Below are 20420 nucleotides of genomic sequence, written 5' to 3' on the forward strand. Positions count from 1 at the left end.
AAAGTCGAAAACCGCAAATTAAAAAAATAGAATATAAAATCACAAATGCGCATTTATGCTCTTTTTTTTCCAGTGCTAACATCGCCTTCAGACCTGATGGAAAGACAAAAAATTCAGGCAAATATTACAAAGACCTGCATTCAAAACTTGGACATCGCCATGAAAAACAAGAACTTTCCATCCGGGATATTATTATCTCGTCGTAAGCTATTACAGCTTACGGCTATTTCCACCACATTATTAATGGGATTAGGACTGCCCGGTTTGTCCTTTGCTGAGGATAGCGATGAGAAATCTCGTTATGGCAAAATCTTAATTATTGGTCAGGCTCTGGAACCGACGATTTACGATCCTAACCGACAGTATTCTTATGAAACCTACCGGGTTGATAAACATATTTATGAGTCGTTGGTCGCAGAAGATCTCTCCGTACCCGCGGCGCAGGGCACCCCGCCGATCGTCCCCGGACTGGCGACCCGCTGGGAAATCAATGATGATGCAACCGTCTTTACCTTCCATCTCCGCGAAGGGGTCAAGTTCCATGACGGTACGTCGTTTGACGCCGAAGCGGTGCGTTTTAACGTGCGCCGTTATACCGATCCACAGTTTGAATACTATGACGCCCGCTCACAGGCCACCATGGCTCAGGTCTATCACGATCTGAAAGCAATTGAGGTCGTTGATCCGCTTACCGTCCGCTACACCTTCAACCAGCCTTTCCCTGATTTCCTGCGTTTCTTGCCGCAGGGCAACTGGGTTTCCGGTATTTTCAGCCCGGAGGCGCTGAAAAAATGGGGTCAGGACGGGCTGGCGGAGCACCCTACCGGCACCGGCCCGTACCGCTTTGTGCTGCGGGTACGCAACGACCGCACCGAGCTGGTTCGCAACGACGACTGGTGGGGCAAAAAGCCGTATATGGAAAGGCTGATCTTCCGTCCAATTCTCGACGGCAGCACAGGCGTCAGCGCGCTGCAATCGGGCCAGGTGGATATCCTGTCACGTACCCCGACCGACGCGGTAGATCTGCTCTCACAAAGCGGCTATACGGTGCACGACAGCACAGAGGCCAACCAGCTGTTCCTCGGCTGGAACTTTGCCAATAAATATACCAGCCAGCTGGCGGTCCGTCAGGCGGTGATTAAGGCCATCAACCGCGAAGAGCTGGTGAAATCGCTGCTCAACGGCCACGCGGTGGCGAGCTACAGCATACTCAACCGTTCTAATGAAGCTTTTCTGGCCGAGCAGAAAGACTATGCCTACGACCCGGAAGGGGCGAAAAAGCTGCTGGCCGATGCGGGCTACCAGCCCGGCGAAGTGAGCTTCACCATCATCACTTACGACCAGAACCAGCCGGTTATCGAGTGGATCCAGCGCGATCTCAGCAAGGTCGGCATTACCGTGAAGGTCGTGTCGCAGGAGTGGATCACCTACAGCTCGCATCTGGCCAACCTCGCCGATGACACCGGGCTGTTCACCATGGAGTGGGGGCTGATTAGCCCGCAGTGGCTGAACGTGGCGTGGAAAAACTACGTGGTTTCGCGGGGCAAAGGCGAAAAGGTGATTACCGGCGTCGCGCCGCTGATTGCCGAGGCCAGCGTAACCATCGACCGTCAGAAAGCGTTGACCCTGTGGCACCAGGTCAACCAGCAGTTCCAGCAGCAGGCGGCGTTCGTCCCGCTGCTGGAGCTGAACCGCGTGTTTACCACATCGCCTGCCGTCCAGGGCTTTAACGTACCGGCGCAGAACTTCTACGACCTGACCCGCGTGTGGCTGAAATCATGATACGCATCGTACTGCTTCGGCTGGCGCAGGCCGTCCCGCTGCTGTTTCTGATCTCGCTGCTGGTGTTCCTGATTGCTAAGCTGGTACCCGGCGACCCGATCGCCAACGCGCTGGCCGGCCAGCTCTCCGCCGAAGCTATCGAGCAGATCCGTCACGTCTACGGGCTGGATAAACCGGCGGCGGTCCAGTACCTGCTGTGGCTGAAAAATCTGTTCAGCGGTGACTGGGGAACTTCGCTGACCCTGCGCGCGCCGGTGGTAGAGGTACTGAGTAGCGCCTTCGCCAATACCGCCATCCTTACCGGCGCCGCGGTGCTGATGTGCCTGATCCCCGGCGTGGCGGTCGGCGTGGCGTGCGGTCTGTGGCAGAACACCCGCCGTGACCGTCTGGTGATGCTGTTGGTGCAGCTCGGCCACAACGTCCCCATCTTTTGGCTGGCGGTATTTTTCATCTGGCTGTTCGCCGTCAAGCTGCGCTGGTTTCCGGTCTCCGGCATGTACGACATGCGCGGCGATCGCGGACTCGGCGATCTTCTGCACCATCTGTTTTTACCGGCGCTTTCGACGGCGCTGATCTCAATGCTGATCCTCGCTCGTCAGGTGCGTAACAGCGTAATTGGCATTATGAATGCCGACTACATCCGCACCTACCGTGCGCTAGGCTATCCCACCGCGCTGCTGCTATGGCGGCACCTCGGACGCAATCTTCTGGCGCCAATTGTCAGCATTACCGGGCTGCAAATCGGCTACCTGCTGAGCGGCGTCATTTTTATCGAGAAAATTTTCGCCTGGCCCGGCATTGGCACCCAGCTGTACAACGCCGCGGCTGGCCAGGACTACCCCACCATTCAGACCGGGGTGATGCTGATTGCCGCTTGCTTCCTCGCCGTCAACCTGCTCAGCGACATCCTGCAGGATTGGCTCGACCCGCGCCACCAGGGAGCCCGCTAATCATGACCACGACCCTGTTCCTGCGCCGGCTCTCCCGACACGGGCTGGCACTGTTCGGCCTGTTTATTTTGCTCACCGCGCTGCTGGTCTCTCTGCTGGCTCCGTGGCTTTCGCCATACGACCCGCTCGCTTCGTTTGACGGCCTGCGCCTGGCGCCGCCGGGAACGCCGGGTCATTTACTCGGCCTGGATAATCAGGGACGCGACGTACTGAGCCGAATCATCTGGGGCGGGCGTAGCCTGCTTACGGCTTCGGTGCTGCCGATTATCTTCGCCGCGCTGATTAGCCTCGCGCTCGGCATGCTGGCAGGTTTTCGCGCCTCGGCCTTTTCCGAACTGATTATGCGCAGTATGGACATGCTGTTCGCCTTCCCGATGGTGCTGTTGGCCATCGGCCTCTCAGCAGTGCTGGGCAGCGGCTATCCGACGCTCATCATCACCCTGATTTGCAGCGTCATTCCCTACCTCACCCGCGTGGTCTATCGGGATACTCGCGCCGAGGCGGCGAAAGAGTACGTCGAGGCGCTACGCGCCCAGGGGGCGTCGACCGTCGACATTCTGTTCCGTGAAATCCTGCCCAACGTGGCGACGCCGCTGCTGGTTTACACCACCTCGTTGCTCGGCGGCATGGTGGTATTTCTGGCCGGCCTCAGCTTCCTCGGCCTCGGCGTACAGCCACCGCAGGCGGACTGGGGACGCATGGTTGGCGAAGGCGCGCAGATGATGATCCTCGGTGCGCCGCACGTCGCTACCGCTCCAGCCCTGGCGATCGTGCTGCTGTCGTTGGCTTTTAACTGGCTGGGGGACGGCTTGCGCGATCTCCTTGACCCTTACCAATAAGGAGCGGCAACCATGAGCCTGCTGCAGATTGCCCACCTTAACGTGCTTTTTCACCGCCAGAACGTGCAGGCGGTGGACGATGTCTCCCTGACCGTTGCTCCCGGAGAAGTGCTGGCGCTTGCGGGCGAATCCGGTTCCGGAAAAAGCGTCACCGCCGCCGCCATTCTCGGCCTGCTGCCTGCGGGCCAGGCGACGGTCAACGGCAGCATCGCTTTTGACGGCCAGCCCTTGTTGCACCAATCCACCGCGCGGCTTAATCGTCTGCGCGGACACGATATTGCGATGGTGTTTCAGAACTCGCTTTCCACGCTAGACCCGTCATGGCGAGTGGGCAAGCAGCTGCAGCACAATCTGCGCCGCCTGCATCCGGCGCTGGGGCGGCGCGCTCTGCGTGATGAGGCGCTGACGTGGCTTACCCGGATGAAAATCCGTCAGCCGGAGCAGGTAATGGCGCTCTATCCGCACCAGCTTTCCGGCGGTATGCGCCAGCGCATCCTGATTGCCCTCGCCGCCATGTGCCGCCCGCGGCTGCTGATTGCCGATGAGCCCACCACCGCTCTGGACGCCACCGTGCAGCGCGAGGTGCTCCAGTTGCTCAAAGAGCTGTGCCAGCAGCAGCAGATGGCGCTGCTGATCATTACTCACGATTTCGGCGTGGTGGCCGCGTTAAGCGACCGCGTCGCAGTTATGCAGCACGGGCGCATCGTTGAGCAGGGGTCAACGGCTGACCTTATCGCCGCGCCGCAGCACCCGTATACCCAATCGCTGCTGGCGGCGGTACCGTGGCCGAACACCACGCCGGTGGCCGAATACCACGACGAAGACGCGCCGCTGCTGCAAACCCGCGGATTGGGAAAAGATTTCTGGCGCCGGGAGACGCGGGGATGGTGGCCGAAAAAGGTGGCCGTTACGGCGGTTAACGACGTCAGCCTGACCGTTCAGCGCGGCGAAATTGTCGGCATTATCGGCGAGTCCGGGTCCGGAAAATCCACCCTGGCGCGGCTGCTGGCGCAGCTGATCCCAGGCGATCGCGGCGAAATGCGCTTTGCTGGCGAGCTGGTGAGCAACAAGGATAAGGACAGCATCACTACTCTGCGTTGTCAGCTTCAGTGCGTCTTTCAGGACAGCCTGGCCTCATTCAACCCGCGTCTGACGCTGGAAGAGCAGCTGGTTCGCCCGCAGTTCCGTCTTGGCACGGTCGCACAGCGTCCGCAGGCGGTAGCGCGCGCCAGGTCCCTGTTTAGCGAAGTTGGGCTGGACGTCGCTCTGCTGCAGCGCTATCCGCACCAGCTCTCCGGCGGTCAGCGCCAGCGCGCCAATATTGCCCGCGCCCTGGCGGTAAATCCCCGCTTCCTGCTGCTCGACGAACCCACCTCCGCGCTGGATCTCACGGTACAGGCGCAGGTAATGGCGCTGCTCACTCGTATGCATCGCCAGCACGCCCTGACCTGCCTGTTTATCAGTCACAACCTGGCCCTGGTCGCGCAGTTTTGCCAGCGCATTGTGGTGATGGCCCGCGGCCAGATAGTGGACGATTTCCCGCGCCACGCGCTGTACGCCGCGGATCGTCATCCGATCACCCGGCAGCTGCTGGCCGCCAGCTACCTGCTGCCAACGGGCACGACGGACGCGGCATTAAAACGTTTTGCCTGACCCATTTTAATAAGGACGCACCATGACAACCGCAAAAAAACAGCTGTTATTCAACGGCTTTATGATGAACGTCGTCGGCCATGTCTCCGCCGGACTGTGGCGGCACCCCGATGACCGAGCCAGCGAATACACGACTCTCGACTACTGGCTGCACATTGCGCGCCTGCTCGATGAGGCCGGTTTTGACGCTATGTTTATCGCCGACGCGCTGGGGCAGATAGACGTCTACCAGGGCAAACCCGATGCCGCGCTGCGTACCGCCGCGCAGTCGCCGGTCAACGATCCGCTGCTGCTGGTCTCGGCGATGGCCGCCGCCACCCGACAGTTGGGGTTTGGCATCACCGTTTCAACCACCTACGAGCATCCGTATCTGCTGGCGCGCAAGTTCACCACGCTCGACCACCTGACCAAGGGGCGAGTGGCGTGGAACATCGTGACGTCGGTGCTGGAGTCCGCCGCGCGTAACCTCGGGCTGGAAAAACAGATGGACCACGACGAACGCTACGAGCGTGCGCAGGAGTTCCTTGAGGTGACCTACAAGCTGTGGGAAGGCTCGTGGGAAGACGATGCGGTACGCCGTGACCGCGAGGCGGGCGTCTATACCGACCCCGCCAAAGTCCACCCGATCCGCCATCAGGGGCGCTGGTTTACCGTGCCGGACGCGCACCTCTCTGAACCCAGCCCGCAGCGAACGCCGGTGCTGTTCCAGGCTGGCACCTCTGACCGGGGTCGTCTGTTTGCCGCACAGAATGCCGAAGTCGTGTTCCTCGGCGGCACCACGCCGCAGTCGATCGCGCAGAATATCGACAAAATTCGCACCCTGGCGCATGAACAGGGGCGCGGCGCCGAGGCAATTCGCTTTATCACCGCCATCAGCGTGGTGGTCGATGAGGACGATGCCAGGGCACACGCCAAATTCCAGGACTACCTCAACTACACCAGTCAGGAAGCGGCGCTGGCGCTGTTCTCTGCCTGGACGGGAGTGGACTGGTCCGGCTGGTCGCTGGACGAGCCGCTCAAATATATCGAAACCAACGCCAGCCGCTCGGCGCTGGCCGGGCTGACGCGCATTGACGCCGAGCGCCAGTGGACGGTGGGCGATATCAGTAACTACATCGGCATCGGCGGCATTCACCCGACGCTGGTGGGTAGCCCGCAGAGCGTCGCCGACCAGCTGGAAGCCTTTGCCGACGCCTCCGGGGTTGATGGCTTCAACCTCGCCTACGCCATCAGCCCCGGCAGTTTCGAAGATTTTGTCCGCTGGGTGGTGCCGGAACTTCAGGCGCGGGGACGCATGCGTCGGGCGGACGGTACGTCGCTCACCCTACGCGAACGCCTGCAGGGTCGCGGGCAGCAGCGGCTGCGCGACGATCACCCCGGCACCCGCTTTCGTCAACTAACAGATGGCTATCCTCAGGAGGTGCAATGAGTATCCATCTGCACTGGTACCTGCCGACCAATGGCGACAGCCGGGGGATCGTCGGCGCAGGCGATGACTCTCAGCACATCAGCGGCATCAGCGGCCAGTTCCGCCCCGCCACCCTCGATTATCTGATCGATATTGCCCGCAGCGCAGAGCGCCTGGGCTTTGAAGGCGTACTGACACCGACCGGCAGCTGGTGCGAAGACGCATGGCTCAGCACCATGGCTATTAGCCAACACACCGAGCGGCTGAAGTTTATCGTTGCCTTCCGTCCGGGTTTTATTTCGCCAACGCTGGCCGCTCATCAGGCGGCAAGCTTCCAGCGGCTGACCGAGGGACGGTTGATGATCAATATCGTCACCGGCGGCGATCCGGTTGAGCAGCGCCGCTACGGCGACCGGCTGGATCACGACCAGCGCTACGCCCGCAGCGGCGAGTTTATCGCCGCGTTTAAAGGCGTTAGTCACGCCAGGAACAGCGGCCAGCCGTTCGATTTTCACGGCGAGCACTATCAGCTTGAGCAGGCCACCCTGCTACCCTCGCCGTGGTCAGTGCCGCCGGTGTTCTTCGGCGGTTCCAGCCCGGCAGCCCAGCAGGTTGCCGCCGCGCAGGCCGACACCTGGATTAGCTGGGGCGAACCTCCCGAACAGGTCGCTCAGCAGCTGGCGACGGTGCGCGCGCTGGCCGCCGCCCAAGGGCGTACGCCGAGCTTCGGCATCCGCTTTCACGTCATCAGCCGCGACAGCGAAGAAGAGGCCTGGCGTGAGGCCGCCCGCCTGCTGCTCGGCATAACCCCGGAGCGCATTCAAAGCGCCCAGCTGCTTTTGGGGCGCACCGAATCCGTCGGGCAAAAGCGCATGAGTGCTCTGCTTGACGATATTCAGGCCGAGAAGGTAACGCCGGAAAACGTCCGTCTGCTGGAGATCGCCCCTAACATCTGGAGCGGCTACGCGCTGGTGCGCGGCGGCGTAGGTACCGCCATCGTCGGCAGCCACCAGCAGGTCGCGGAGAAGATCCAGGCCTTCCACGCGCTGGGCATTGAACACTTTATTTTATCCGGTCAGCCGCATCTTGAAGAAGCTTACTGGTTTGCCGAGGGCGCAGGTGCCCTGCTACGCCGCAGCGGACTGCTGCACTCACCACACCAACCATAAAAAAACATCGCCCCTAAGAGAGGAACTATGAGCCATGCTCAGGACATTTATGCAGGACTTAACCACCAGGAATTCGTCCACTGGAAAGTAGTGGCTCAGGAAGTCGCGGACCGTCTCTATGCCACCTTGCTGGAGCGCGATCGCGCCAATAAACATCCGTTTGAAGAGATAGACTGGCTGCGTCAGAGCGGCCTGCTCAAGCTGGCGGTGCCGAAGTCGCTGGGCGGTGGAGGGGCGAATCTGGTGCAGGCGCTGGAGATTGGCCGCATTATCTCTGCTGCCGACGGCTCGATCGGCCAGCTGATCACCTACCACTACTCCAACGGTGTCTGGAGCTACATTCTCGGCAACCGCGAGCAGTGGGAGTTTATCGCCCGCGGCGTCGCCAACGAAGGCTGGTTCCAGTCGAGCATCAGCAACCCGCGTGACCCGCGCCTGAAGCTGGAATGGGACGGTAACGATCTCTACGTCACCGGGCGTCGCACTTTTGCCACTGGCGCTGCCGTTTCGCAGGTAATGACCATCGCTGTATGGATAGAGGATCGGCTGGTGCAGTACCAGGTTACCGCCGATCGGCCGGGGATCGTCTTTAACGATGACTGGGACAACCTCGGCCAGCGCCTGACCGCCAGCGGTACGCTGGAATTCAACCGCGTGCGTCTTCAGGAGAAAGATCGCCTCACCGGGCTGGAGGAGAAGCCGGAGAGCGCGCTGCTGCGCAACGCCCTGCGCAACCAGTTCAGCCAGTTGATTTTTGTCCACTTCTACCTCGGCATTGCCGAAGGCGCGCTGAAGCAGGCCGCCGCCTATTTCCGTGACACCGTACGCCCGTGGCCGGAGTCCGGCGTGGAGAGCGCGCTGGAAGACCCGTATCACCGGCTGAAAGCGGGCGAGCTCTCCTCCGATCTCGCCGCCGGGATCGCGCTGGCGGAAAAAACCGCGCACGCCTTCCAGGATGCCTTCCATGCCGGCGACGATCTCACCGAAACCCAATGGGGCGAACTGGCGCTGCTAACCGACCAGGCCAAGGTCATAGCCAACAACGTGGCGCTAAAAATCAGCAACGAGATCTTTGAGCTGACCGGCGGGCGATCCACCAGCAATCAGTACGGGCTGGACGTTTTCTGGCGTAACGTGCGTACCCACACGCTGCACGATCCGGTGACCTATCGTACGCGAGAAGTGGGCGACTACGTGCTGAGCGGCAAGCTGCCGACGCCGCGCGTCTACTCGCCGCCGAAACGCTAAGGAAGCGACGATGCCGGAGATTCGGATTATCTATGACCCCGCCGAGCTGCTCGCTGCCGCGACGCTGTTTCGCCAGGCGATGTTCGGCCTCCCCGGGGGCGTCACGCCGGTGGAGGCGTGGGCCGAACGCTACGTGGTGCCGGGGCGCGTTTATACCGCTTCGTTCGACGGCCAATTAGCGGGCACCAGCAACAGTTTCCCCGGCGAACTGACTCTGCCGGGCGGCCAGCGAGTGCCGCATGCCGCCGTCACCCACGTCGGCGTCCTGCCCCACTTCAGCCGTCGCGGCGTGCTGCGGGCGCTATTCAGCCAACAGCTGGCCGATCTTTACCAGCAGGGGGTAGCCGTCGCCACGCTGCGCGCTTCGCAGGGCACCATTTACGGGCGCTTCGGCTACGGTATCGCCACGGCTATTCAGGATCTTAGAGTTGACAAACGCGAGCTGTCATCGCTGCCCGCCGCCGAAGGTGATATTCGCCTGCTGCCTCACGCCGACGCCTGGGAGGCGCAACAAACCGTCGTGACGCGCTACCCGCAGCGCCACGCCGGCACGCTGACCCGCTGGCCGCAGTGGTGGGCGCTCCAGCAGCATCGTCTGGCGCACAGCAGCCTGAACCATTATGTGGCGCTGGCGCTCAAAGATGGCGAGCCTCAGGGCTTTGTGCGTTATCACGCCAGGCCCGACGACAACTGGTTGTACAGCGCTGAGCGCACGCTGGTGGTTGACGATCTGCACGCCGCTGACCCGCAGATAGCCGCGCAGCTGTTCGGCTATCTGCTGCAGCTTGATATCGCGCGCTATATCGAACTGCCGCACCGCCCGGTGGATGACGCCCTGCCGCTGCTGCTGGCAAATCCTCGCGCGGTGCAGCAAGTCAGGCGCGTCGACGAAAGCTGGCTGCGAATCCTCAACGTCGAGCGGACGTTTAACGCCCGAGCCCTTGGCGACGGCGAGGCGCTCACGCTGGCGATTGATGACCCTCTGATTGAGGCAAACCGCGGCGTCTGGCGGCTATCGTCTGGCGGCATTCAGCGCAGCGCCGGCCAACCGGATATCTCGCTTGGTATCGATGCGCTTGCCATGCTGCTGCTCGGCGAATACACCGCTCACCAGCTCGTGGCCGCACGCCGTATTCAGCCTCACCATTCGCAGTCCACCGCGCGTTTGACGCGCTTGCTGGCCTGTCATGAACATCCCTGGTCGGGGATTTTCTTCTAACTTTTTCTGGAGATTTTTTGATGCACAGCATTCGTTGGCCCCTGATGGGCCAGGCCCTTTTTGTTGCCTTCATCACTAGCGCAATGGTTCCGGCGTTTGCCGAAGAGGCTGCGCCACAGCCCGGTGGCACGCTGAAGATTGCCTCATTACAGCCGGATCTTGACGCCTTCGATCCGCTGACCGGCTACTCGGTTGACTCGTGGGAGATCCTGCGGGCGGTCACCCGCCAGCTGGTCACCTACCCCGGCTCGACCAGCAGCCTGAAGGATGACACCACGCTGGTTGGCGATCTGGCAAAATCATGGGACGTCAGCGCCGATGGCAAAACTTACACCTTCCACCTGCGCGACGGTATTCGCTTCGCCGGGCCGACGACGCGGCCCATTGTGGCAAAAGACTTCGTCTACGCTATCAAGCGTTTCTGCGATCCCAACAAGCAGGTGGCGGCGGTGAACTACTTTAACCTCGCTTTCTCCGGGTTTGCCGATTACTGCCAGGCGTTCAGTAAAGTCGCTACCGGCGATCTTGCCGCCAGCAAGGCGTTCATTGACGGCCACGAGATTGCAGGCGTCAGCGCGCCAGACGACAAAACGCTGGTACTGCGCTCCGACAGCAAAAACTACGACTTCCTCAACATTCTGTCGATGAACTTCGTCACCCCGCTGCCGGAAGAGGTCGCTTCGCGCTACTTCCCGGACTCACAGGAGTTTCGCAAAAACTTTCCGTCCAGCGGGCCGTATGAAGTCGCCAGCTACGCCAGCGGCCAGAAGCTGGTATTAAGCAAAGTGAAAGACTACAACCACGCGGAAGACCCGGCGCGTAAAGCCTGGGTTGACGCCATCGAGGTGAGTTTTACCGGCAACAACGAAGACAGCGTGATGCAGCGTATTCAGGCGGGCGATGCGGATCTGTCGCTGTACCTTGACGTACCGCCGCAGGCCGCGGTTCGTCAGTATCTGCTGAAAAAGAGCCCGTATCTGCACGCCGCCAACAGCGGTGCGGCGAACTTCATCGCCATTAACGCTCAGCCGCAGGCGAAGAGCGCCGGCGCAACAGCCCTGCGCGACCTGCGCGTGCGCCAGGCGTTGGCCTACGCGGTGAACAAGTCGCACCTGGTGCAGGCGCAGGGTGGGAAAATCGCCGCGCTGCCGCTGGGGCAGATTATCACCAGCACCCTGCTCGGCCATGAGCCGTTCGATCCGTACGCCACCACGGACAGTAAAGGCGACCCGGAAAAAGCCAAAGCGCTGCTGAAAGAGGCCGGACTGGCGGATGGGCTGACGTTGGATCTGGTCTATCGCGCCAATAACCAGTTCAGCACCCTGGCGGTGATCCTCAAAGAAGATCTGGCCCGCTCGGGGATTCGCCTGAACCTGATCCCGGTGCCGCCGCCGCAGTTTATGTCGTATTTACAAAGCCCGGAAAACCGCTGGGATCTTGCACTCGGTCAGACCTCCCCTGACTGGCAAGGTCCGGCGACGCGCATGCTGCTCGGAGGCTGGCTGAATTCAGATGCCTCGCCATGCGGGCGCGGCAACGTCTACGCCATCTGCTACAGCAACGACAAGCTGAACCAGTTAGCGAAGCAGGCCTACAGCTCGGACAACCCTGGCCCTATCTGGCAGGAAGCTGACCGCCTGGTCTCCGCTGACCTGCCGTGGATCCCGCTGTTTGAGAAACGCCGCATTGCGGTGACGTCTGAGCGCGTCACAAACTGGACGTGGTCTTCGCTGGCGACCCAGGCCGATATCACCAATATTGCGCTGAAGCCTTAAGGGGGCGTCATGCCATTACTCAATGTACGCGACTTAACAATTGGCCTTGACCCGCGTAGTACGCTGGTCAAAGGCGTCAGTTTTCACGTCGAGCCGGGAGAAACGCTGGCGGTAGTGGGCGAGTCAGGGTCGGGGAAAAGCCTGAGCCTGCTGGCGGTGCTTGGCCTGTTACCGACACAGATGCGCGTGCAGGGAGAGATTGTCTTTAACGACCAGCCGCTGCACGCCTTTACGGCGAATCAAAAGCGCCAACTGCGCGGCGCGCAGATAGGCTACGTGTCGCAGGACCCTCTAAGCAATCTGCACCCGCTGAAAAGCGTCGGGCGGCAAATCGAGGAGGCGATCCTCGCTCACCGGCGCGTGGGGCGTAAGGCCCTACGCACGCAGGTGCTATCGCTGCTGGCGGAGGTGGGCATTGCGGATGCCGCCCGCCGCTATCACGAGCGTCCGGCGAAGTTCTCCGGCGGCCAGCGCCAGCGGGTGATGATCGCCATCGCCATTGCGTTGAATCCGTCGCTGATTATCGCAGATGAGCCAACTACCGCGCTGGACGCCACCGTCCAGGCCTCAATTCTGCGCCTGTTGAAGCGGCTCCAGCGCCAGCATGGCTGCGCGCTGGTGTTTATCAGCCACAACCTACGGGTGGTGGCTGATATTGCCGACAGGATCGTGGTAATGCAGCACGGCCAGGTTGTCGAACAGGGTGCAGCACGCGCCCTTTTCGACGCGCCGCAGCATGACTATACCCGCTCACTGCTGCAGGCGGGCTGGCATCCGCGCGCCCCGTCTCCCTTCCGTTACGACGAGGCGACGCCGCTGCTGGAGGTGAGTCAGGTTTCGCGCAGCTTTGTCAGACCCTCGCGGCTCTGGCCGGGAAAAGCGGCCGCGCCGGTATTGGATGGCATCAGTTTTAGTCTGCATGAGGGGGAGATTCTCGGCCTGGTCGGCGAGTCCGGCTCCGGGAAGAGCACGCTGGGGCGCATCGTCGTCGGACTGGACCGCCCGGACGGCGGCACGCTGACGCTGGCGGGCCAGCCGTGGAAGGAGCCGGGTAGCCATCACCCGGAACGCCACGCGGTGCAGATGGTGTTTCAGGATCCCTACAGCAGCCTCAATCCACGGCGGCGCGTTGACGACACGCTGGCTCAACCGCTGCAGCTAACCGCCCTACGCGAACGCGGCCAGCCGCTGTCGCCGCTGGCGCTCAGGGCGGCTATCGACGATCTGCTGGCGCAGGTGGAGCTGCCCGCTTTAGCGGCCTCGCGCTACCCGTCGCAGCTGTCCGGCGGCCAGCGCCAGCGGGTGGTTATTGCCCGTGCGCTGGCGATGAAACCGAAGCTTATCGTCGCCGACGAGGCGGTGTCGGCGCTGGATATCACCACCCAGCACCGCATCATTCAGCTGTTTATCCGACTGCGTAGCCGCTATGGCCTGTCACTTCTGTTTATTTCGCACGACCTCGATGCGGTGGCGGCGCTGTGCGACCGCGTATTGGTACTGCAGGCAGGGCACATTATCGAACAGGGCAGCACCGAGCAGATCTTCCAGCGGCCCCAGCACGCATGGACGCGCCTGCTGCTTGCGGCCATTCCCGGCACCGGCCATCGTTTTAGCGAGGAGGTAGTCTATGAGTCAGCCGCTGCTTTCTGAGCCGTTCGCCCTCCCGCCTGTGACGTTCTGGCAGAGGCTGTGGCGGGAACCGAGCGCCCGTCGTGGACTGGTGATTGTGGCGCTGATGGTACTTGCGGCGCTAGCTGCGCCAATGGTCGCCGCATGGCTAGGTCATAGCGAAACCGGGCAGTTCCGTGATAGCGCGCTGTCGGATATGGGCCTTCCCGTAGGGCCGAGTGCAGCGTTTCCGCTCGGCGCGGATGATAACGGTCGCGACGTGCTGGTGCGCACCCTGTACGGCACCCGCATTTCGCTGCTGATCGCCGTCCCCGCCACCACTCTGGCAATGCTGATTGGCCTGTTCGTCGGGCTGTTTGGCGGCTATCGCGGCGGGCGCATTGACGCGCTGTGTCAACAGCTGATCAATCTGGTACTTTCGTTTCCGTTCGTGGTCACGGCGCTCAGCCTGCTGGCGCTGAATCAAGGCGGCGAGAGCGGTCCGCGCGTCGACCCTGTGTGGGTCGTGATCTTTGTGATTACCTTCTTCTCCTGGGGCTACTTTGCGCGCCTGAGCCGAGGGCTGGTGCTGGATCTGCGCCAGCAGGAGTTCGTGGCTGCCGCGGTGCTGATGGGTGAAAGCCAGTGGCGCATTTTGTGGCGCGATATCATTCCCGGCGTGTTGCCGACGATGGGCGTGTACTGGGCCATCCAACTACCTACCAACATCATCGCTGAAGCCACCCTTTCCTTCCTTGGCGTAGGCATTCCCGCACCCGCCGCAAGCCTTGGCAATATGATTGCCGACGTGCAGCGTTCGGCGATGTATCAGGTACAGCCGTGGTTTCTGGCTGCACCCGCGCTGGCGCTGTTTTTCATCGTACTCGGTTTTAACTGCCTCAGTAGCGGCCTGCGTGACGTACTGGACCCTCATCTGGAGCGACGATAGTCATGACTTTTTCCACTCTGTTTAACACGCTGCTGCGTAGCGCCCTGACGCTGCTGCTGGTGCTGATCGTCGCCTTTTTACTCACCCGTATCGCCTATCAGGATCCGGCGGTGATGCTGGCGCCGCGAAACGCCACGCCAGAGGCCGTTGAGGCTATAGCCCGGGCGCTGCACCTCAACGATCCCTGGTATCAGCAGCTGCGCTATTTCCTGCTGCGTGGCCCGGAGATCCAGGGCGCGCCGGTGGGCATGCTGCACTGGCCGCCAGCGCTGGGCTACTCGTTCCGTTTCCAGACGCCGGTCACCCAGCTGATTTTGGAGAAGGTGCCGGTTACGCTGTCGCTGGCGCTGGGGGCGCTGGTTATCTGGACGGTGGTGTCGCTGCTCACCGGCGTGCTGGCGGCACGCTACCGCGACCGCTTTGTCGACCGCCTGCTGGCGTTCTTCGCCTACGTCGCGCTGTCGCTACCCACCTTCCTGAGCGGGATGCTGATTATCTTCTTCCTGTTTTATCAGCTGTCGCTGTATAACATAAACTGGTTTCCTGCTGGCGGCTATGTGGCCCTGCGCGATGACCCGTGGCAGTGGGCGCGGCATCTGGCGCTGCCGTGGCTGACGCTGACGCTGGCTGAAACAGCTATTTTTCAACGCGTGTTGCGCAGCAGTATGCTCGACGTGCTGCACAAGGACTATATCCGTACCGCGCGGGCAAAAGGGGTGCGCGAGTGGCGGGTATACTTCGATCACGCGTTAAAGCCAGCGCTTAGCCCGGTATTGATGCTCACCGGGCTGGAGCTGGCGGCGATTATGGGCGGCGCAATTGTCACCGAGAAGATGTTCGGCCTCGACGGCGTCGGACGGCTGGCGATTGATGCGGCGCTGGACGGCGATTTCCCGGTAGTGATTGGCACCACCATTTTCGCCGCCTGCGTGTTTATTGTCTCTAACCTGTTGACCGATCTTTTTCACCGCCTGTTTTTACGGAGTCAATGAAGGTGTAAGCACCCCGTATCTATACCTGGTGGCGATGGACCGGCACGATGGCGCAGAAAACCAGCGGAAAGAAATCTCGGTGAAAGGGTATGCGCGCTCAGGCATGGGGAAGAGTCATTAATATTTCGAGCCTGGCAGCGCTGATGCCGCCGGACAAGAGGCCAGATTATGCTGCGGCGAAGGCCGGGAGATTACATAACGTTATTCCTGTTCGGGGCGGTTGCAAACGGTGAATACCGTTTCACCCGGCACCATTCATAGCTCCAGCCTGGATAAAGCCTTTCGTCAAACGGCTAAAAATATCGGGCTGGCTTACGATGCGCGGTGGGAAGACATTGACCGGTCGGTGCTTCCCATGTTCGCCCAGGTTCCGATGGGCCGCGTTGGTGGCATGTGGCCCGGACTCTAAAGGCGCAGCGGGTCGTAGCCCCGCTCAGCTGTTCAATGACATCGGCTTACTCCCCCCAGGAGGCAGGCCAAATAACCGACGCACCCAGTTCAGAAACGCGCCGTAAGGCCTGCCCAGACAAAGCATCATCAGCGCGGCGCCGAGAGTGCCTCGAATCAGCCCGCTTCCCGAGGCGCCGCTGAAGGCAATGATCAGCGCATAGATCGGCACCTGGAAACTGACCAGGGCCGCGCTGTCCCATAGCAGCTGAGACACCCGCCCAGGGCCGGCGCGCAGCATCAGCCAATCCCGCCAGATGCCGTAGGGTCTTGCGACCGGAACCATCAGGGCCGCTCCCAGAAGACGGGCGTGGAGAACCTGCTCCCACGTCATACCGGCTATCACCCGTTCGTTAATAATGCCGGTTGTCGTGAAGAAGAGGATCAGCGCAGCGGTATCTGCAATAAATGCGGTCCGACGCATCGACCGTTCCGGGGGTTGAGGCAAATTACATTTCCTGTCGTGGTGGGGGGATTAAACGCCTTCTCATTCACCGAGAAGCTTAAAACTATAGCATACGGGCATTTTGCAGGACCGCGGCCGCACGCAGGTGCGATATCCGCCGCCGCTCATTGCGGCGGCCCTGACCTCCCGCCGTAACCGAAACCATTTACCTGCCGCTCCCCCCGGATTACAGGCCTGTTAATACTTAGACGCGCATGCTGAAACCCATTTAAGATAATCAACCGCATGCTAAGCGCACGCCTCGCCACTGTCCGCACGGACAAGATGCCGCACTCTGCAATGTGCAAAAAAAGATAACAAGCGCCCGTTACGGGCTGCTCACCAGGCCGGTACCACGATGCTGGCCGGAATATTGGCTTTGAATGGGATAAGACTATGGGTTCACTGGTATCCGCAGCGGACGATTCGCTGCTGCGGCACAGGTCGTTCGTCACTTTTTGGCTGGCGCGCACCTGTTCATCGTTTGGCTTTCAGATGTTTTCGGTTGCCGTTAGCTGGCAAATTTACGCCATCACCCACAGCGCGATGGCGCTGGGGATGATCGGTCTGATGCAGTTCCTCCCCTCAGTGCTGCTGGCCCTGCCCGCCGGACACCTCGCGGATCAGTTCGATCGCCGGCGCATTGTGCTGTTAGGCCAGCTCATCGAATGGGCGGCCTTACTCGGGCTGGTGGCACTGACGCTGCTGCACTGGGCGGACAAAGTTGAGATTTGGGGGCTGGTCTTCTTAATCTCGGTGGCAAAAGCGCTGGAGTGGCCGGCGATCACCTCGATGCTGCCGGCGCTGGTGCCGCCGCCGATCCTCGCCCGCGCGATGGCGGCCAGCTCCGTCGGAGGACAGGCGGCGGTGATCGTCGGCCCAACCCTGGGCGGCCTGCTGTACGTGGCGGGTCCGGAAGTGGTGTACGGCGTCTCCGCCCTGTTCTATCTGTTCTCGATTGTGCTGGTGAGCCGGCTGCGCTACGAGCGGCCGCCGCAAACCCGCCTGCCGATGAACCTCAAGAACCTGTTTGCCGGCGTGCATTTTATCCGCGAGAGAAAAGACGTGCTGGGGGTGATCTCGCTCGATCTGTTTGCCGTGCTCCTCGGCGGGGCGACGGCGCTGCTGCCGATCTTCGCCCAGGATATTTTGCACACCGGCCCCTGGGGGCTGGGGATGCTGCGCGGTGCGCCATCGGTCGGCGCGCTGCTGGTGGGCGTCTGGCTCAGCCGCAACAAGCTGGAGAAGAACGTGGGCCTGATCATGTTCGCCTCGGTGGCCGGCTTTGGCCTGGCGACGCTGCTGTTTGCGCTCTCGACAAAGCTGTGGCTCTCCCTGCTGGCGCTGGCCGCGCTGGGCGGGTTCGATATGGTGAGCATGGTCATTCGCGGCGCGCTGGTGCAGCTGGATACGCCGGATGATATGCGCGGCCGGGTGAACGCGGTGAACGCCATCTTCATCAATACCTCAAACCAGCTTGGCGAGTTTGAATCCGGCCTGCTGGCGGCGTGGATGGGCGCCGTACCGGCCGCGGCGCTTGGCGGGATTGGCACGCTGGTGGTGGTGGCGGTATGGATGACCATTTTCCCGCATCTGCGTAAAAGGCAGAAGCTGGAAAATGAAGGCACCCGCTGATAGCAGAAACAAAGCCTGGAGATGCGGCGTACTTTATGCGCGAAGCCGGAAACGTGCTGCTGAAATAATATTGACGGGCACGGCTCCGGCAAAAAATTATGGCTAAGCTCTTTCTCAACGAAATAAGCGCCAAAAAATAGATCCCGGATGCGAGGAGCGCGCCTGCGTTCATCCCTGAAATTTAGCGCCGGCGAAAGCCGGCGTATTTATATCAGGCGCGGATATCATCGTATTCGCGGGTATTATCAAACTCATGTTTAGCAAACGGACATAGCGGGATAATTTTACGCTGCTCGCCGCGCATTTTTTCCACCACCTTCGCCACCAGCCGTTTACCTACGCCCTGCCCTTTCAGGCTCGCGTCCACGTCGGTATGTTCAATAATGCTGAGATGCTCCCCGGTGGGCACAAAAACAATTTCGGCAACCTGATTGCCCTCGGCGTCATTGACGTAAAACTTGTTGTGACCTTCCAGTATTTCCATCACTTCCTCACTTATTTTTGGCGATACTTCAGGGCGCCGCTCGGGCAGGTATCAATGACGCGCACGACCGTGGCGACATCCACCTCATCCGGCACGATCCACGGCTTACGTTTCAGATTGAAGAGCTTCGCGCTACCGCGTACGCAATTCCCCGAATGCTGGCAAATTTCCGTATTGAAGTAGACATCGATTTTCTCTCCCCTGTAGGCGCGAAACCCCGCGTCCAGTAGCTGCTTATCCATGACATTGCCCCATTATTTTTATTGTTCAGATCCTAAGCATAGTCCTGGCGGGAGGCGCTGACTACGGGCAGCAACAGAAACCCTCCGCCCCTATTTCGCCGGCCCCGGCGCCATTAATGCAAAATAAATGCGTTGATATTCACCAGTTTTGTAAAACCGAGCCTCAACCGGAGGCAGAAATATAGGCCTTGAGTCTTCCTGATTGCTCGCAGGGGGATTAAACTCATTCCACAATGATATGAGCGCGCAGGTACCCTCCCTTGAATCGTATAGTGAAGCTGGCCCCTCCGGCACTATTATTAACCTCGCCTTTAATTTCCGGCTGCTCTTTATCGCCGGCGATTCCGGTATTAGGCGCCGCATTTCCAGGCTGGTTCTTCTGTTTATTGGGCGGCGTATTTTTACTCATTCCCTGCCATATCCTGATCGTCCGCCGGGGCTGGCAGTCGCGATTTTCGCCGCTGGTCTTCAGCTACCTGGCGCTGATGTTCCTGTTCGCCACGATCCTGTGGTTCCTTTTCTTTGTTAACTAAGCCGCTATGACAAACTCCAGCCCAAGCGTATTACGGAAAAAGTGGCCCCTGCTGGCCCTCGTCCTCGCCGCGATCGTGGCGCTTATTGTGGTTATCTGGCAGCTCCAGACCTCGCCGGCCACCAACGACGCCTACGTCTATACCGACACCATTGACGTGGTGCCGGAAGTGAGCGGGCGGATCGTCGAGATGCCGATCCGCGACAATCAGCGGGTGAAAAAAGGCGATCTGCTGTTCCGCATCGATCCGCGCCCCTACCAGGCGATGCTCGACGATGCCAAAGCCCGGCTGACGACCCTCGATGCGCAAATCATGCTGACCCAGCGCACGATTAAGGCCCAGGAGTACAACGCCCGGTCGGTGGCCGCCGCCGTAGAGCGCGCCAGGGCGCTGGTTAAGCAGACCACCTCTTCCCGCACCCGCCTTGAGCCGCTGGTGCCGCAGGGCTTTGCCTCGCAGGAAGATCTCGACCAGGCGAGAACCGCGGAAAAGGCCGCCCGCGCCGAACTGGAGGCGACGCTGCTGCAGGCGAAGCAGGCCTCCGCCGCCGTCTCCGGCGTAGACGCGATGGTTGCCCAGCGGGCGGGGATTCTGGCGCAGATTGCGCTGGCGGAACTGCACCTTGAATTTACCGAAGTCCATGCCCCCTTCAACGGCGTGGTGGTGGCGCTGAAAACCACCGTCGGCCAGTACGCCTCGGCGCTCAAGCCGGTATTTACCTTAATGGATGACGACCGCTGGTACGTGATCGCCAACTTCCGCGAAACCGATCTTAAAAACGTCCGCCCCGGCGTTCCGGCGCGGGTCACCGTCATGACCAACCACGACAGATCCTTCGCCGGGGTGGTGGACTCCGTGGGCTCCGGGGTGCTGCCCGAGGGCGGGAGCGTGATTGAAGGCCTGCCGATTATTCAGAAGAGCATCAACTGGGTCCACGTTTCCCAGCGCTTCCCGGTGAAGATCGCCGTCAAAGATCCCGACCCTGAACTGTTCCGCATGGGCGCCTCCGCCAGCGCCGTGCTTCAGCCGCAGTAAGGGGAAG

General features: G+C 61.0%; 20 protein-coding genes. 17 read left to right on the top strand and 3 right to left on the bottom strand.

Going from position 1 to position 20420, the window contains the following annotated elements; all coding sequences use genetic code 11:
• Positions 1-264: 264 nt before the first annotated feature.
• The 14 genes from GO007_RS09870 (at position 265) to GO007_RS28920 (ending at position 16001) form a co-directional block, all read left to right on the top strand.
• Entirely contained in the window at positions 265-1782 is a 1518-nt protein-coding gene (locus GO007_RS09870; protein WP_223261772.1) for an ABC transporter substrate-binding protein, read from the top strand.
• A complete protein-coding gene (locus tag GO007_RS09875; RefSeq protein ID WP_045858055.1) occupies positions 1779-2732 on the top strand; it encodes an ABC transporter permease in 954 nt (317 codons plus the stop codon). The genes GO007_RS09870 and GO007_RS09875 overlap by 4 nt, the downstream gene beginning before the upstream one ends.
• Positions 2733-2734: 2 nt before the next feature.
• Positions 2735-3571, top strand: a complete 837-nt coding sequence (locus tag GO007_RS09880) for an ABC transporter permease (protein ID WP_095099067.1) — start codon at positions 2735-2737, stop codon at positions 3569-3571.
• Between the two features lie 12 nt (positions 3572-3583).
• Positions 3584-5224, top strand: coding sequence for a dipeptide ABC transporter ATP-binding protein (locus GO007_RS09885; protein WP_095099070.1), 1641 nt, complete (start codon positions 3584-3586; stop codon positions 5222-5224).
• A 22-nt stretch (positions 5225-5246) separates the two neighbouring features.
• Complete coding sequence (locus GO007_RS09890; RefSeq protein WP_095099073.1) at positions 5247-6653, top strand: LLM class flavin-dependent oxidoreductase; 1407 nt, start codon at positions 5247-5249, stop codon at positions 6651-6653.
• Positions 6650-7801: an LLM class flavin-dependent oxidoreductase gene (locus GO007_RS09895; protein WP_045858063.1), complete on the top strand. Its 1152-nt coding sequence runs from the start codon at positions 6650-6652 to the stop codon at positions 7799-7801. Before GO007_RS09890 ends, GO007_RS09895 begins: the two co-directional genes overlap by 4 nt.
• Positions 7802-7828: 27 nt before the next feature.
• The gene (locus GO007_RS09900) at positions 7829-9049 is read left to right on the top strand and encodes an acyl-CoA dehydrogenase family protein (protein WP_095099076.1); all 1221 of its coding nucleotides are present in this window, start codon (positions 7829-7831) and stop codon (positions 9047-9049) included.
• 10 nt (positions 9050-9059) lie between these two features.
• Positions 9060-10268 (top strand): GNAT family N-acetyltransferase, encoded by a 1209-nt coding sequence (locus GO007_RS09905; protein ID WP_095099079.1) that lies wholly within the window; start codon positions 9060-9062, stop codon positions 10266-10268.
• Positions 10269-10288: 20 nt separating this feature from the next.
• Entirely contained in the window at positions 10289-12043 is a 1755-nt protein-coding gene (locus GO007_RS09910; protein ID WP_095099083.1) for an ABC transporter substrate-binding protein, read from the top strand.
• Positions 12044-12052: 9 nt separating this feature from the next.
• Positions 12053-13693, top strand: coding sequence for a dipeptide ABC transporter ATP-binding protein (locus GO007_RS09915; RefSeq protein WP_095099086.1), 1641 nt, complete (start codon positions 12053-12055; stop codon positions 13691-13693).
• Positions 13671-14600 (top strand): ABC transporter permease, encoded by a 930-nt coding sequence (locus tag GO007_RS09920; protein WP_095099089.1) that lies wholly within the window; start codon positions 13671-13673, stop codon positions 14598-14600. The genes GO007_RS09915 and GO007_RS09920 overlap by 23 nt, the downstream gene beginning before the upstream one ends.
• Positions 14601-14602: 2 nt before the next feature.
• The gene (locus tag GO007_RS09925; RefSeq protein WP_095099092.1) at positions 14603-15592 is read left to right on the top strand and encodes an ABC transporter permease; all 990 of its coding nucleotides are present in this window, start codon (positions 14603-14605) and stop codon (positions 15590-15592) included.
• Between the two features lie 89 nt (positions 15593-15681).
• The gene (locus GO007_RS29540; RefSeq protein ID WP_198389041.1) at positions 15682-15825 is read left to right on the top strand and encodes an SDR family NAD(P)-dependent oxidoreductase; all 144 of its coding nucleotides are present in this window, start codon (positions 15682-15684) and stop codon (positions 15823-15825) included.
• Positions 15822-16001 (top strand): hypothetical protein, encoded by a 180-nt coding sequence (locus GO007_RS28920; protein WP_198389042.1) that lies wholly within the window; start codon positions 15822-15824, stop codon positions 15999-16001. Before GO007_RS29540 ends, GO007_RS28920 begins: the two co-directional genes overlap by 4 nt.
• Positions 16002-16025: 24 nt before the next feature.
• On the opposite strand, the gene alaE is transcribed toward GO007_RS28920, so the two are convergent.
• Positions 16026-16463 (bottom strand): L-alanine exporter AlaE, encoded by a 438-nt coding sequence (gene alaE / locus GO007_RS09935; RefSeq protein WP_223261773.1) that lies wholly within the window; start codon positions 16461-16463, stop codon positions 16026-16028.
• Between the two features lie 417 nt (positions 16464-16880).
• Here alaE and GO007_RS09940 point away from each other — a divergent pair, with 417 nt between their 5' ends.
• Positions 16881-18119: an MFS transporter gene (locus GO007_RS09940; protein ID WP_095099101.1), complete on the top strand. Its 1239-nt coding sequence runs from the start codon at positions 16881-16883 to the stop codon at positions 18117-18119.
• 211 nt (positions 18120-18330) lie between these two features.
• Here GO007_RS09940 and GO007_RS09945 read toward each other — a convergent pair whose 3' ends face one another.
• A complete protein-coding gene (locus GO007_RS09945) occupies positions 18331-18603 on the bottom strand; it encodes a GNAT family N-acetyltransferase (RefSeq protein WP_095099104.1) in 273 nt (90 codons plus the stop codon).
• An 11-nt stretch (positions 18604-18614) separates the two neighbouring features.
• Complete coding sequence (yjdI, locus tag GO007_RS09950; protein ID WP_095099107.1) at positions 18615-18845, bottom strand: 4Fe-4S mono-cluster protein YjdI; 231 nt, start codon at positions 18843-18845, stop codon at positions 18615-18617.
• 260 nt (positions 18846-19105) lie between these two features.
• On the opposite strand from yjdI, the gene GO007_RS09955 reads away from it, so the two are divergent.
• Together GO007_RS09955 and mdtN are read left to right on the top strand one after the other, a co-directional pair.
• Positions 19106-19378: a YtcA family lipoprotein gene (locus GO007_RS09955; protein ID WP_095099110.1), complete on the top strand. Its 273-nt coding sequence runs from the start codon at positions 19106-19108 to the stop codon at positions 19376-19378.
• Between the two features lie 6 nt (positions 19379-19384).
• A complete protein-coding gene (mdtN, locus tag GO007_RS09960) occupies positions 19385-20413 on the top strand; it encodes a multidrug transporter subunit MdtN (protein WP_095099113.1) in 1029 nt (342 codons plus the stop codon).
• The last annotated feature ends 7 nt before the right edge of the window (positions 20414-20420 follow it).

The organism is Klebsiella sp. 10-1 (genome assembly GCF_009758445.1).
In the GTDB taxonomy this organism is placed as follows: Bacteria; Pseudomonadota; Gammaproteobacteria; order Enterobacterales; family Enterobacteriaceae; genus Klebsiella; species Klebsiella scottii.